General features: G+C 61.8%; 12 protein-coding genes and 1 pseudogene. 5 read left to right on the top strand and 8 right to left on the bottom strand.

From position 1 onward, the window contains the following. Window positions 1–408: 408 nt before the first annotated feature. The gene (locus tag SINAC_RS39345; RefSeq protein ID WP_154673768.1) at window positions 409–1,638 is read left to right on the top strand and encodes an acyltransferase family protein; all 1,230 of its coding nucleotides are present in this window, start codon (window positions 409–411) and stop codon (window positions 1,636–1,638) included. A 189-nt stretch (window positions 1,639–1,827) separates the two neighbouring features. Here SINAC_RS39345 and SINAC_RS35860 read toward each other — a convergent pair whose 3' ends face one another. Then, on the bottom strand, window positions 1,828–2,691 hold the full coding sequence (locus SINAC_RS35860) for a transposase (RefSeq protein WP_020466656.1): 864 nt from the start codon (window positions 2,689–2,691) through the stop codon (window positions 1,828–1,830). 267 nt (window positions 2,692–2,958) lie between these two features. Then, window positions 2,959–3,042, bottom strand: a pseudogene (locus SINAC_RS42130) (hypothetical protein); the annotation flags it as partial. Window positions 3,043–3,058: 16 nt separating this feature from the next. On the opposite strand from SINAC_RS42130, the gene SINAC_RS41645 reads away from it, so the two are divergent. Then, window positions 3,059–3,181: a hypothetical protein gene (locus SINAC_RS41645; protein WP_261339267.1), complete on the top strand. Its 123-nt coding sequence runs from the start codon at window positions 3,059–3,061 to the stop codon at window positions 3,179–3,181. Between the two features lie 95 nt (window positions 3,182–3,276). Here the strand turns inward: SINAC_RS41645 and SINAC_RS35855 are convergent, their stop codons facing one another. Both SINAC_RS35855 and SINAC_RS40750 read right to left on the bottom strand, forming a co-directional pair. Then, the gene (locus SINAC_RS35855) at window positions 3,277–4,092 is read right to left on the bottom strand and encodes a transposase (protein WP_237722721.1); all 816 of its coding nucleotides are present in this window, start codon (window positions 4,090–4,092) and stop codon (window positions 3,277–3,279) included. Continuing rightward, window positions 4,037–4,399: a helix-turn-helix domain-containing protein gene (locus SINAC_RS40750; RefSeq protein ID WP_015250432.1), complete on the bottom strand. Its 363-nt coding sequence runs from the start codon at window positions 4,397–4,399 to the stop codon at window positions 4,037–4,039. Before SINAC_RS40750 ends, SINAC_RS35855 begins: the two co-directional genes overlap by 56 nt. 383 nt (window positions 4,400–4,782) lie before the next feature. Here SINAC_RS40750 and rsmD point away from each other — a divergent pair, with 383 nt between their 5' ends. Continuing rightward, a complete protein-coding gene (gene rsmD, locus SINAC_RS35845; protein ID WP_015250431.1) occupies window positions 4,783–5,463 on the top strand; it encodes a 16S rRNA (guanine(966)-N(2))-methyltransferase RsmD in 681 nt (226 codons plus the stop codon). A gap of 73 nt (window positions 5,464–5,536) precedes the next feature. Here rsmD and SINAC_RS38350 read toward each other — a convergent pair whose 3' ends face one another. The 4 genes from SINAC_RS38350 to SINAC_RS35825 form a co-directional block, all read right to left on the bottom strand. Then, window positions 5,537–9,235 (bottom strand): WD40 repeat domain-containing serine/threonine protein kinase, encoded by a 3,699-nt coding sequence (locus SINAC_RS38350; protein ID WP_015250430.1) that lies wholly within the window; start codon window positions 9,233–9,235, stop codon window positions 5,537–5,539. Continuing rightward, on the bottom strand, window positions 9,219–9,893 hold the full coding sequence (locus tag SINAC_RS35835) for a sigma-70 family RNA polymerase sigma factor (RefSeq protein WP_015250429.1): 675 nt from the start codon (window positions 9,891–9,893) through the stop codon (window positions 9,219–9,221). The genes SINAC_RS38350 and SINAC_RS35835 overlap by 17 nt, the downstream gene beginning before the upstream one ends. 330 nt (window positions 9,894–10,223) lie before the next feature. Then, complete coding sequence (locus tag SINAC_RS35830; protein WP_015250428.1) at window positions 10,224–10,649, bottom strand: hypothetical protein; 426 nt, start codon at window positions 10,647–10,649, stop codon at window positions 10,224–10,226. A 198-nt stretch (window positions 10,650–10,847) separates the two neighbouring features. Continuing rightward, window positions 10,848–11,561, bottom strand: coding sequence for a DUF2293 domain-containing protein (locus SINAC_RS35825; protein ID WP_015250427.1), 714 nt, complete (start codon window positions 11,559–11,561; stop codon window positions 10,848–10,850). A 218-nt stretch (window positions 11,562–11,779) separates the two neighbouring features. Between SINAC_RS35825 and SINAC_RS35820 the strand changes: the two genes are divergently transcribed. Next, on the top strand, window positions 11,780–12,238 hold the full coding sequence (locus tag SINAC_RS35820; RefSeq protein ID WP_015250426.1) for a MarR family winged helix-turn-helix transcriptional regulator: 459 nt from the start codon (window positions 11,780–11,782) through the stop codon (window positions 12,236–12,238). A 78-nt stretch (window positions 12,239–12,316) separates the two neighbouring features. Then, window positions 12,317–13,108 carry an alpha/beta hydrolase gene (locus SINAC_RS35815; protein WP_015250425.1) on the top strand — a complete coding sequence of 264 codons (792 nt, stop codon included), beginning with the start codon at window positions 12,317–12,319 and terminating at the stop codon, window positions 13,106–13,108. Window positions 13,109–13,294 lie beyond the last annotated feature (186 nt).

Here is a 13,294-nt window from a genome sequence, read left to right as displayed (position 1 = left end):
CTGGAGCCGGTCCAGTGTCCAGCAGGCGAAGGGCCGATCAAGACAGTAGCGATCACCGCGGCATGTTGCTCGGACGTGTAGATCGGGGCCGCCCCGATCGGGGGGCTGATCCTCCAGTCCCCCGACCCCCTCTTCATTGAAGTGATGGATCTAGATGTAGACGATGGAACACGAGACTCCCAACCGCTGGGCCACGTGACTGGGTAGTTGTCCCGCCGGGAGGGCCAGAAGGATCTGAGGCCGCTCGATTAGGCGATCCTGGGCGGTCCGGGAAGACGCCAGTTGTTCGAGATCCTTAGGTCTGCGGAGGTCAATTCCCGAAGTGTAAGTTGGGTGAGACTCATGGGTGCATTCCCCTTGGCATGAAGGCCACACCCATCCTACGCACGACTGGAACTGTTAGCTCATTTGTCAGATGCCCCGCTCAGCGGGGCATCTGACAAATCCATTGACCATGCCTGGGTTGAGTCGGCAGCCCAAAGAGTATCGCTGGAACAATTGCGTGCTGGTATTTATAGGACATGCAAAATAATGTCTGTTGTTTCTGAAAATGGGTCGTTTTTGACGCGGTTGCCCATCGTTCCTGAATTGGACGCCCTGCGAGGCATCGGAGCGATTTTTATCTTGAGTTATCATCTATGGCCAAGCCCGATTTTCTTTGGCTGGACTCGTGCCGATCTTTTCTTCGTGATTTCGGGATATCTGATTACGTCAGTTGTCCTTAAGTATGGAGGCCAGCCAAATTTTCTGCTCAAATTCTGGATTAGACGGGCTTTGCGAACATGGCCCCCCTACTACACGTTGCTTACAATACTGGCGATCTATGGATGGGGACACGATCGAACGCCCAACGTGAAAGGCATGTTGACATACGCATGTTTCATTCAGAATGTTCCAGGTAATACCTACGTGTTCGTCTGGCCTTTCTATAGTAATGCGATCCAGACTTGGAGTTTGGCTGTCGAGGAACAATTTTACTGGATTTGGCCGCCGATAATCATTCTTACGGGCCGCCGCTTTGTTGTACCGATTGCACTTCTTGCGATCTTGCAGGCAGTCATTGGAAGAATTCTTGAATTCGAACCGTATTTTATTCTTTCTCGACTGGATGGACTTGCATTTGGCTCAATTCTGGCTGTTACAATTAACAACCATGAAAGAACACGTCACTGGACCAAAGGGATGAGCCTGTTTCTGCTTTCGGTCGGCATGGTCTCCTTCCCACTTCTTTCAGTCATTGGGACAAACTTTGAGAAAACCATTGTTGCAGTTCCCGGTTGTGGCCCAATATCAATTCTTGTCATTAATAGTCTTTATTTTTCCATCGTCGGCCTAACGATTCTCCATACGGGTCATCCATTGCTTGGCCTCTTAAGGCTTCGCCTATTGCGATACATAGGAAAAATAAGCTATGGTATATTCCTTTATCATTTGCTGATTGCGAAGGTTGTTAAAGATTCTTGCGGATTTTCAATAATAGAGCAACATGTCCTAACTGTAGGATTGTCTTTTGTTGCTGCAATAATCTCTTGGGAGGTGCTTGAGCGACCTTGTGTGTCACTGAAGAGCCTGTACCCCTATGAAGCCGTCGGCTTTGAATTCACGAGATGCTATTCTCCTGTTCGGAATGACAAGTGAATCGAAGATGCCTCTAGTAGTAGCACGAGTTGATGTTGTAATGATGCTTTCGCTTTGATGATATGCCTTGGCAAAATTGTTCGGATAAGAAATGCTAAGTAAATTGCCAGTATCCATTCACAGCTCACAACAAGGCCGATCCCAAACGATGATTCACCGCAGCCGGTCAACCGAAGTTCCACTAGTGGGTCATTTGGCTTGCTTGTGGCCACAAGTGGGTCTCCCGGCCCGGCGAAGGGGGACACGCGTGCATGCCACCGAGCCGCCGACCCGGTGGTGACGCTCCCGCTGGCGCTGCCGACGAACGGCTCGCTTCCCGCCCCACTCGAACTGCGGCGGGGCCGCGTTCCAGTGCCGGGCCACGGACTCGAACCAGGCGTGGATCGGGCCGATGTCCTCTGGGTGTTGACCCGCCAACGCCCGCCTTTTGAGGATCCGCTGCATGCTCTCGGCCATGTTCAGCCACGACCCACTCACTGGCGTATGCAATGGCATGATGCTATGATTAAACATGCAGCACACGAATTCGGGGGTCTTGTGCCCGGCCAGGTTGTCCAACACCAGGAGCATCCGCAGCGGCGGCAACTCCTCCAGTAACGTCGGCTTGATCGAGAGGCCCTCCTGCCATCGGTCCCACTCCGGTCGCATCCCTCCGGTGTCGGCCACGCCGGTCGCCGGGAGGACGGGCATCGCGGCGAGGATCGCGGCCAACTTCCGCTTCAGCCAGGGGTGCAAGACCGTGTTCGGGCACGTCGTCACTCCCTCGATTCGCACCCGCCCGTCGGCCGGGTGGAACAGGGTCAGGATCTTGGCCGTGCCGTCGCGGAGGTATTCGTGCGGCTGCCGCACCGGCTCGCCCTCAGGGCACCAGGACTGCCCGGGATAGGGGATCGTCGGGAACGGCCCAGCCTGGTCGGCGCACCAGACCGACAGGCCCATCGCCTCACCCAGCCGATAGGCGTCCTTGATCCACTTTTTTTGGGCGTCGTATCCGGATCGGTGAGGACCGCCGCTCCGGCCTTGTGGCGACGCAACGCCGTCCCGGTCGGGCACCAGGAGCGCGTGTGTTGATGGCTGTATCCGGCCTCGTGGAGCACCCCAGAGGATGTAGGTCGAGATGGTGGGCAGGCGACGGCAGGGCGGATCCTCGACGAACTCAAGCGGACCCCGACCCCCGAAGCCGACGGCACGGCCATCTGGTCGCTGAGCACCTTGCGAACGGCGTTGCGCGCAGCCCCCGATGGCCTGATCGTAGACGGGGGACCGGCCGCCGCCGTGCCGGGGCGTCAGCGCCGCCAGGCCCTCGGCATTGAAGCGGGCGACGAGTTGGGAGACGGCGTCGCCGGAGCGACGACCGACGGAGTGGGCTGCGGTCTGGTAGTCATCGCCGCGTGCGACGGCCAGGAGGAGCTTGGCGCGGGTGACCTCGACGGCTGGGGCGGTCTGGGACCGGCTCAGTTTGGCGAGGAGTTGCTGCTCCTCGGGTGTGATCTCGCGGAGCGGGTCGCTCTTGCGGCGGGAGATGGCGGCCTCCCTGGGGTGATTGAAGCTGCCGATTGTAGCGGCTGGAGGAGCATTGTGGCTGCAGACAAGCCAAATGACCCACTAGTGTCCTCGGACACAAAACCTGCAAGAAATTCACGGGGCATGTTTGGCGAACCATTGTCTCATCTTCTGGGCCGTCCAAACCCACTCAAACGGGTGAGCATAGCGCCGGTTGTACTCCAGCCACGATAACATCACATGAGCGATGTAATCCTCACGACTCGACCACGATCCTCGCTTCAGGTAGCGGAGGTCGAAAGCATGGTTGAGCAACTCTGCCTGGTCCAACCACGAGGCGCGGGCCGGCGTCAAGCAGGGATGCCACCAACCGTCACAGGCAGCGAGATAGTCCTTGTTGATTTGGCCCGTATGGCTGGGACCGCCGTCATGGATCAGATAGATCCCCCGAAGCCAGCGGTGGTTCCTTCGGAACTGCTTCAATGCCGGGACATAATGATCGGAATCGTTGGCCTCCAAGCAGGCCGCCTCCATCATCCCGCTATGGACGATCAGGAAGTTCAGAATGTTGACCGTGCCATGCCGCGTGTAGTCGAACTCCTGCTGTTCGATCGAGCCGGGGATGGCGCGACGGATTGGCACCCGCTCCAAGATTTGGCGATTGGGCATCTCATCCGCACAGACAACCCAGATCCTGTGTAGGGCCAGATTCGCGGCGTTGGCATAGCACCAGAGCACCTTCTCGGCTCGCTCCTTGAAGCGTGCATCCAGGCGGGTGGTTCGCCAGTAGCGTGTGCGATGAGGCTGCAAGTCGACGGTATCGAGGATCCTCCCGACCGTTCGGGCGCTGATGGTTGGCACAATGCCATCGGCGACGATCTGGTCGGCCAGATCCTTATGAGACCAGTGAGTGATGTGCAATCCCCGGGCCACAGGCTTCAAGTATGCCAACGCGATGATTTGGGCACGCTGGAGGGGGGGAAATCGAGACGGGACGCCCCGATCGTTTAGTCCGTCGATCAGCGAGCAACCCGGCCAAGCCGTCGGATCGATAACGTTGGCAGGCCCTCCAGACCGTGGCCTCGTCGCATTGCATCTGGACGGCGATGGCCTCGGTCCGTTGGCCGTCGGCGATCGCCAAGACGATCCACGCCCGCTGCACCTGGAACCAGGGATAACTTTGACTGTGAGCCAGGAGGAAGAGGATGAGGTGATCATGGGGCCGGATCCACAAGGGATCAGGTCTTCGACCGCGCATGGCAGGAGAACTCCAGGAAATCAGGAAGGCTCACTGCCAGATTAACAACAGGCCGAATTTCTCGCAGGTTTTGTGTCCGAGGACACTAGCGTGGTAGTAGATGTGATATGAAGTCGATGGGCGGGCAAAGATGGACTGACTCGAATTGAATCATTGGGTTGATTTATTGTTATAGTTTGAGATTGCTTGTGTACGTGTTGACGGTGTTCGGTCGCTTCCCCTCTCCCCATTGCGATCGAATTTGGTTGCTCGGACCAATGGTGCGCTTCCTCTGTTCGCAAGTCCTACCTTTTTCGACGGAGAGAGCTTACTCTGAGGCAAGTGGTTGGTGGCGGCCACCTTGAGGTTTGTTTCGAATCGATGGCGTGATGAGGGGATCGCTGATGCGTGTGGTTGCAGGAACGGCTAAAGGACGAACATTGCTCGTGGTTCCGGGGCATGGGACGCGTCCGATCCTCGATCGTGTCAAAACGGCGCTTTTCGATATCCTGCGCCCACGGATTCCGGGCATGACGATGCTCGACCTGTTTGCGGGCAGCGGGAGCGTTGGGATCGAGGCGCTGAGCCAGGGAGCTGAGTCCTGTACCTTTACCGACCTTGCGCACGCCGCGGTGACCACGATCAAGAAGAATCTCGCGCATACCGGCCTGGCAGATCAGGCCGTCGTGCGGCGCGTCGACGCCTTGAAGTTCTTGAATGCAACGGATCAGCAGTATGATCTGATTTATGTTGCGCCACCGCAGTACAAAAACCTTTGGGTGGACGCGATGCGGCGGATCGCCGATCGGCCGACCCTGCTTCGTCGCGCCTCCACGGATTCCGACGGTAATGAGGAGCCAGGGCTCGTCATCGTCCAGATTGATCCCAAGGAATATGTGCAACTCGACCTCGGTGAACTCCGCGAGACCCGGCAGAATCGCTTCGGAAACACCCTGCTGATCTTCTATCAAATCTCCGGCGACCTCGCTGTCGCTGACGAGTCGAGCGATGATGAAGGGGAGCCGGATGATCCGAATGTCGCGGACGCTTTCGGCGAAGTTCTCGAGGATGAAGAACCGGCCTGAGCGAGGGGGGCAACGCAGCTGAGAGGTCGATTGTTGCGCTGCGACGTTGGTTTTGAGAAGGATCGGTGGCCGCTTACCAGTTGAGTCCAAGTCGGCCGAGCTCGCTTCGGACGTGGTCGAGGTCCCAGATGTCGACGAGCTTGTCGCTCCCGGTGCTGGCGAAAAAGCGGCCTTTGGGGTCGTAGGCGAGTGTGCTGATGAACCCGCGGTGGCCGGTTAGCCGGAGCAGGGGGGCTGTGGGGTTGTTGAGTGACCAGAGGTCGATATGTCCTTGTTGGAGGCCGACGGCGAGTTCTTGTCCGTCCGGCGAGAAGGCGAGCGCCCAGATCGGCTGTTTTTCAGACTCGCTGGAGGGGAGCGGGAGCCGAGTTCGGATTGTCCCGCGGGCCGTGTCGACGAGGTACACGTTTCCCTCTTTATCGCCGACCGCCAAGGTCTTGCCGTCGGGGCTCAGGCTCAGGCGGTTGGCATCATCCGGGAGGTGCCATTCCAGGTTCCGCGCTCGGCCGCCGTCCAGGGCTACGGCATGAATCGAGTGGAAGTCGAGCAGGTAGAGCCGATCACCGGTTGAATTTGCCGCGAGCTGACGCCAGGGGTCTGGCTCCCGTTCCCGCCGGGCCCGGTCGGAATTCGCCAATAAGCCCGACGTCCTGGGCCGAGGAATCTCCAGACTCGACCAGCGCTGGGGTTCCGCCGGGCTGTTCCAGACCATGATTTGATGGCCCCGGGCCACAAATAGGGTCTGCCCCTGCTTGGCGGAAGCCACGGGGGACGGGTACATCCTGGGCGGCGAACGCCGGGCCCCGTGGTGGTGTGACGGGATCGCTTCCGGGTCGACGGCGATCAGCCGATCCTTCTCATTGAAGATGAGGGTCGTCGCCCGATCCCCTTGGACGTAGTCACCCACCGCGCCTGGCGGGGGGTCAGCCTTGACTTGCTGGGTTGTGGATGGACAGTGGCCGGGGTTCCAGACCCGGATCGTCCCCTTGGCGGAACCGATGGCCAGACGCTGATCGGATCCGAACGCCAGTGAGGTCGGCAGGGTGTCGAGGCTATTGATCTGGGACCGAACCAGGGGGTCAACGACGGCCCAAACCGAAGTGGATGCGGTCGAACTGGCTGCGGCCAGGGTATGGCCATCGGCAGAAAAGGCCAGGTCTGCCACCAGGTTCGGGACCGTCAGGACCGCTAGCGCGGTATGAGACGCGGGATCCCAGATCTCGACCCCCGACCCTGGCGCTCCCGCTGCCGCCAGCAACGTCCCATTGGGGTTGAAACGCAGTTGTCGGATATAGCCTTGGTAAGGGCTCAAGGGGGGGAGTTGGGTCCGCGAGTCGATCTCCCAGAATCGGATCTGCGTCCCCCCGGCGACTGCCAGGAGACCGTCGGGGCCCAGGGCCAGGGCGGTGAGTTCGGCTTGGGCGTCGAACGGCTCACCAAGTGCCGTGCCGTTATCTGCCGACCAGAGCGACACGGTCGTTTCCCGGCTCCGCGACGTGGCGATCGTTTCGCCGTCGGGGGAGATCGCGATCAAGGAGTCGTCGCGAGGAGGGAAGCTGGCCTTCCAACTCGCCAGGGTTGCGATCGGCTTGCCGATTGAGCTGAGGTCGTAGAGCCTGATCTGAAATTCCAGGCGTGGCATTTCGCCGCGCGAGGAAAGGTCACGTGCGCCGGTATCGATCGTGGTCAGTTCGGTGGTGACCAGACGTTGTCCGCCAGGTGCTGCGAACAGGGAGAAGATGCGGCGGTCGGCGGTCTCCCAGTCACGGATTGGGGTTCCCGTGGCCAGGTCGAAGAGGCGGAGTCCTTTGCCGTCGGGCAAACTGGCGATCACGCAGTCGCCGGCCACTGCGAGACCGGCGGAGTGCCCGCGGAGTCGCGTGGGGTTGGCGGGCCGGCCGGCATTGGCCGTTGTCGCGGAGGGCTCGGCCTGGGGCGTGTCGAGCCGATGGCGCGCCAGTCGCGTGCGGTTGGCAACGTCCCAGAGGCTGAACTCCTCGCCGTTCTCGGAAAGGGCGGCGAGCCGAGCCCCCTCGGGGCCGAACGCGATTCCACGCGAGGCGCCGGTGGCGAACTCGGGCCGCGCTTCGACGTCTCGGAGTACGAGGAACTCAACCGCCTCGTTGCGGAGCTTGACCTTGAGCTCGGGATCGGGGTCGAGCGCGGCCGCTTTGCTGAGCAGGTCCAGCCCCTTCGCCCGAAGGTTCGGGAGTTTCGAGTGCCGGACCACGGTCGCCTCGCTCAGGTAGCGCTCGCGCATCTCGGCCTGCAACTTGCGGTTGCTGGCCTGCACTTCGCGCATCGCGACCAGGGTCTTGCTGTTGGCGATCCCGGTCTTCCGCTGCTCTTCACGCGCCAGGTCGCGATCATAGATAATACGGACATAAGCCATGGTCGCCACCGCGATGACGGTTGCCGTCGCCACGGTTGTGATGGCCGTCCCCCCCGGATGTCGGCGTGCGTAGCGCCAGGCTCGTCCCAGCAGGCTGATCCGGCGCGCTCGAACCGGCTCGTGATGGAGGAACCGCTCGAGGTCCTCGGCCAGTTCCAGCGCCGAGGCGTAGCGGTCCGCCTGGCGTTTCGCCAGCGCTTTCAAGACGATCGTTTCCAGGTCGCGGGGGATCCGCCGGTCGAACTGACGAGGAGAGGCGGGGTCGCGGTCACGGATCTGCTCCACGAGCTCGGCTGCGGTCTGCCCCTCGAACGGGGGGCGGAGCGTGAGCAATTCGTAGAGCGTTGCCCCCAGGCTATACACGTCGGTCCGGCCGTCGATCGGTCCGGTTCGCGCCTGCTCCGGGCTCATGTAGCGCGGGGTGCCCAGCAGGCTATCGTGATGGGTCAAGCCCGGATCGGCCAGGCGTCGGGCGAGCCCGAAGTCGGCGACCCAGACGATCCCTCGGGCGTCGACCAGGAGGTTCGACGGCTTCACGTCGCGGTGGATGACCCCACGGCGATGCGCGTGCGCGAGCGCTTCGGCCGCCTCGCGCCCCACCTCGGCGACCCAGCGATAGTAGGCCGACCCGACCGGCGGGTCGTAAGGGGGGGGCTCATCGTCGTCGCGGTCCCTGCCGAAGGCACGCCCGCCGCCGAGTTCGCCGCTCTGACCCATCCAGGTGACCGTGTCGTCACCAACCCCTCGAGCCGCTGGGCCGGTGGTGGCCGTGGTTGTCGTTGTGGTCGTCGCCCGGGTTCGTGACGCGGGGGTTGTCCCCCCTGTGCTCGACCCGGCGGCCACCGAGCGATCGCGGCGAAGGTGGCGGAGCACCTGGTCGAGCCCGCTCCCTTCGATCCGCTGCATCGCGTAGTAACAGAGTCCGCCGACCTGACCGACGTCGAAGACCGGGACGATATGGGTGTGGTGCAAGCCGGCGGCGGTTCTCGCCTCGTTCAAGAACCGGCGGCGTCCGGTCGAGTCGGGGGTGGCGTGCGTGCCGAGCACCTTCAGGGCCACCGGTCGGTCGAGACCGACGTGAACCGCCTCGTAGACCGTCCCCATCCCCCCCCGGCCGAGCTCGCGGACGATCCGGTAGCCGGCGATCCGCCGTCCGGACTCGAGCCGATTGCCGGGCCCTGACGGCTCGCCGACCAGACCTCGGATCATGGCGAGCCCTTCCAAGGCGGCTCGAAGGTCCTCACCCAGGTCGGGATAGCGTGCGGCAAACTCCTCGGGATCGGGCGGCGTTCCTTCTTCGGCCAGGGTGAGATAAGCCTCGACGGCTTCGCCTAGCCGTTCGTCGCGGTCGACAGGGTCGGTCTCAATACGGCGGACCATCGTGATACCTCATCGGACCCCCGGGGGGCCCGTCGATCGAGCGTTTCACGGCTTTCAGACCGCGGGCCCAGATCCCTCGGATCGACTTGCGGCTCAGTCCCATGCGGTCGCCGATCGTCTCAAACGAGAGCCCGTCGGCATAATACAACCAGAGCACCTCAGCTTCGGTCTCGGCCAGGCCGGACAGGGCATCCGCCAGCAGCACGGTCAACTCGCGCTTGCTGGCCGCCTCACTCGGACTGGTCTGGCTGAGCGACAGCATGTCGAGCAGCCGGCCTCCCCCCCCTTGGCCTGGGTCGGCCACACCGCCCCCCTCCACGCCCCAAGGCGCGTCGAGCGGCATGAGCGGCCCCCCTGATGATCGTTTGGCCCGGTTGTGATACCGCGCCAGGTCGGCCAGTTTCTGCCCCACCAGGCGCCGGAGCCAGCCGACCAGCGCCGCCTCGTTTTGCCCCGTGAACTGCGGGAACTGCCGGACGACCTCAACGAGCGCTTCCTGAACCACATCCGAGAGTTCGACCCGCTCACGGAGCTTCGGACCCAGCCCCGTCCGTACGACCATTCGCAGGTAGTTCCGGTATAACGCGCAGAGTTCCCCCAGCGCGTCGGTCTCCCCCGCACGGGCCTTGGCCATCAGTTCCAGCGGTCCTGCGGCCATCGGCCACCTTTCTCTTCGTTCTATTGTTATCTCAGCGTCAGCGCACTCGCCTTCGGGCCTCTCTTCTTATGATCGGCACAAAATCGTCCCAGGGCAAGCCACCTTTTAACGCTCGGGATGGTGAGATGCCGTGGAGCCGCGGGTGGACGCCGACCCGCCGGCCGACGGAGCCATCGAGTCCGTCGCGGTTCCGCCGGTCCCCAAGCGAGGTCAGGCATGTTATGAATTCTTGAGAAATGAAGATGGATTGATTTTGGGGGGAGATCGACGACTCTCTCCTGGGGAAAACGTTTCAACGTTTCTTTGTGTCTTGTTTCTCTTGAGCCCGGCTTACGCCAGGAGTTCGACGATTCGCTTGACCTTGTCCGTCCCGAGTTCGGCGATCAGCGTTTTGATCGTTTCCATGGCATCCAGCAGGTCGGGTTCGCCCGGCGTTTGCCGCGGTTTCGGTGGCGGTGCCAGGTAGCCATCGATCACTCTCGGCATCAGCCCTGATTCTTCTGCGGCCTGAGCCTCTTCCAACTTCTTCTTCAGTTGGCTCTTGATGGCTGAGAAGTGCTGGGGCTTCATCTCGATTCCGTAGCGCTTGGCAATGTAAGCCACTGCGTTCTGGGGAGATTCGATTCCCACGTTGATTGCAGCCTTGGCGGCATCCACTTTTTTGACGGGCTTCGCATCCTGCCCAGGGGTTTCCTGGTTTTCACCCTGCCGCTTGGAGTTCTGTCGCGATGCTTTTGTTGGATTCGTACGTGACATGGGTGTCTCGATGGATTAGAAGTCCAGCAACCTTGCCTATTTTACCGAGTTGCGTTCGGAGTGCAATGAGGTTGCATATGTTGTCGTCTCACGTGGGCTGACGCCGCGTCGGCTTGAGGCCTGGGCACAGATTCAAGCCGGCTCGTTTGTTGATGTCGGAGGTGGCGTTGAGAGTTCAGCCCGTAGCCCGGACGTCATTCAGGGTTTGTCGGATGGACCACCGGGTCGGTCGTCGATCGCCAAGGCCTTCTTGAGCGGGCATGCCTCAGGGGTGGACTGCTCACGGCGATAGCGGGCGAGCAATTCTTGGGAGCGTTGAGCAAGCTGTCGTCGGACCTCGCGCCGCTTTCCTTTCACTCGCGGAATGGGCATGGAGTCGTAGGCGGTGGTTTGGTGCCTCATCCAGGCAATGACGGCCGCCTCGGCACGCTGCTCGACGGGGATTCGCTTGGTCCGGGCGACCGTGCCGCTCCCGACCGGGGTGGCGTGATCGGCGACGGCTCGTGCCAGCCGGTCGGCGAGCTCGGCGTGTGCAGGATGGAAAGCGAGGAAAGACAGCACCGCTCCGAAGAAATCATCAACATATTCCGCCTGGACGCGATCACGGCGGTTTGCGTCGGATTCTTTGCGCTTGGCATATTGCTCGGTGGATCGTTCAGCCTCCAACTCGGCCCGAATCCGGGCGATGGTCGCTGCCGACGTCCAGACCCCTCGGGAGAAAACCCTCCGCCCCTGCTTCTCCTGAACGACCCAGTGGTCCCCGGCCAGCTTGACCCGGCGCGTCAGCCCAGCGTCTCCCGGAGGAAGGAGCTCCCAACCCTCCGGAATCGTTAGGACTCTGCCGTCCGCAGCGCGGACGCTGGTTGGGTTTGGGCCGGGAGTGAACGTGAGGGGCGACTTCTGGGCGCTCAAAGCAGTCCTCCTTGAATATGCCGCCATCCCGATCCCTTGGAGCGAGACTCGCTCCCCTCTGATGGATGCGGCATCCTGCGGAATCGCCTTGGACCACAATCCGGAATAATCGTCAAGTTGTTGTGCCCCGATCCCTGGCCTGGCCCCACAACGCTGGTGACTTTTGGTTCTCGCGAACCGCCCTTGACCATCGATTTTGTTGTAGATACAACATAGTTATGAAGCGAGCATCGACTACGTCCAAAGCGCTTGATCGAGTGGTGGGCGAGTGCATTGCCGTACGGGTCCGGCTGATCAATCGGGTGATCACGGGCCTGTACGACGAGGCCTTGAGGCCGCACGGGCTTCGGGTCAGCCAAGGGAACATCCTGGTGGCGGTGGCCCATCGGGGCGAAGCGAAGCCGGCGGAAGTCTGCCGGATGCTGCGGATCGAGAAGTCCACGCTCAGTCGAGACGTGGAGCTCATGAAGCGCGAAGGCTGGCTGGCGTCGGAGCCGCCGAGCGGGGGCCGGAACCAGACGATTCGAGTCACGCCCGAGGGGATGAAGCTTTTGCAACGGGCCCAGCCGGCGTGGGAAGAGGCCCAGGCCGAGGCGAAACGGTTGATCGGTGAGACCGGAGTGACGGCGCTCCGGCAGATCGCCACTCGACTTGGCCTGGGAAGGCTCGAGGATTGAGCCGTCCTGGATTCCTTGGCGATTCGACGGAACGCCCCCACGACTGGTTTGCAGTCGATCTCAAAAGAGGAGGATGTCGTGCCAGAGCAGGACAACGCCACGGATGTCTCCGAGGTCGGCGATCACTTGAGCGGAGCGGTCAACAAGTTCCTGACCCCTCGGCCTGCCCCTCTGACCGCGCGGGATGAGGAACTTCTTCGCCAGGGAACGGGCCTCGAGCTGGCGTGTGGGTTGGCGGCCACCGCCTGGGGAGAGGGATCGGCGGTGCTCCTCGCCCACGGCTGGAACAGTCGAAGAACGCATTGGGGGGCCTTCATCAATGCCCTGGTCGATGCCGGCTTCCGAGCCGTCGCCGTCGATGCCCCTGCTCATGGTGACTCGCCGGGGAGCCAGACCAACGTATCCGCATACGGCCAGGCGCTCGTCGGAGTGGGCCGAGAACTCGGCCCGCTGGCCGGCGTGATCGGCCACTCGTTCGGAGCAGGGGCCGTCGCGATCGCCCTGCACCGAGGGCTGAAGGCCAACCGGGCGGCCTTGATCAGTGGCCCTGCGTCCATGGGCGCGGTCATCGAAGGATGGGCACGCCACCATCACCTGGCCGAAGCGGAGATCCCGCTGTTCGTCCGCCGGGTCGAACGCGAAGTGGGCGTGCCGATCGAAACCTTGGATATCCCGCAGATCGCCGCTGAGATGAACCAGACGGTTCTCGTTGTCCACGACCAGGGGGATGAAGACATCCCCGTGGAAGCCGGCCTGGCGGTCGCGGCGGCCTGGCCGGGGGCAAGAACCTTGATCACAAGACGGTACGGCCACCGCCGTATCCTGCTCGCCAAGGAAGTCTTGAGCGAAGTCGTGGCATTTCTGAAATGAAACAGAAATCTGTCAGCAATCGCTTTTTTCCAGGAGCATCGCTCACCCGGCGAGGACCAAGGCGGCGGCGGCGACGGCAAGGATGAGGGATGCAATATTCCAGGGAGAAGTGCTCATGAGCATGATTAGTAAGACCTCGAGAAAAAACCGCGTGAAATTGGCCGCAACCTTTGGACTGCTGGTTTT

The sequence above is a fragment of the Singulisphaera acidiphila DSM 18658 genome (assembly GCF_000242455.2).
Classification (GTDB): Bacteria; Planctomycetota; Planctomycetia; order Isosphaerales; family Isosphaeraceae; genus Singulisphaera; species Singulisphaera acidiphila.
Note: the sequence above shows the minus strand (reverse complement) of the source record. Positions and strands in the feature narration are given on the sequence as shown.

Coding starts and splice junctions, on each gene's coding strand:
- SINAC_RS40750 (WP_015250432.1), bottom strand. CDS start 4,399: ATGCGCGGTCGAAGACCTGATCCCTTGTGGATCCGGCCCCATGATCAC.
- rsmD (WP_015250431.1), top strand. CDS start 4,783: ATGCGTGTGGTTGCAGGAACGGCTAAAGGACGAACATTGCTCGTGGTT.
- SINAC_RS38350 (WP_015250430.1), bottom strand. CDS start 9,235: ATGGTCCGCCGTATTGAGACCGACCCTGTCGACCGCGACGAACGGCTA.
- SINAC_RS35835 (WP_015250429.1), bottom strand. CDS start 9,893: ATGGCCGCAGGACCGCTGGAACTGATGGCCAAGGCCCGTGCGGGGGAG.
- SINAC_RS35830 (WP_015250428.1), bottom strand. CDS start 10,649: ATGTCACGTACGAATCCAACAAAAGCATCGCGACAGAACTCCAAGCGG.
- SINAC_RS35820 (WP_015250426.1), top strand. CDS start 11,780: ATGAAGCGAGCATCGACTACGTCCAAAGCGCTTGATCGAGTGGTGGGC.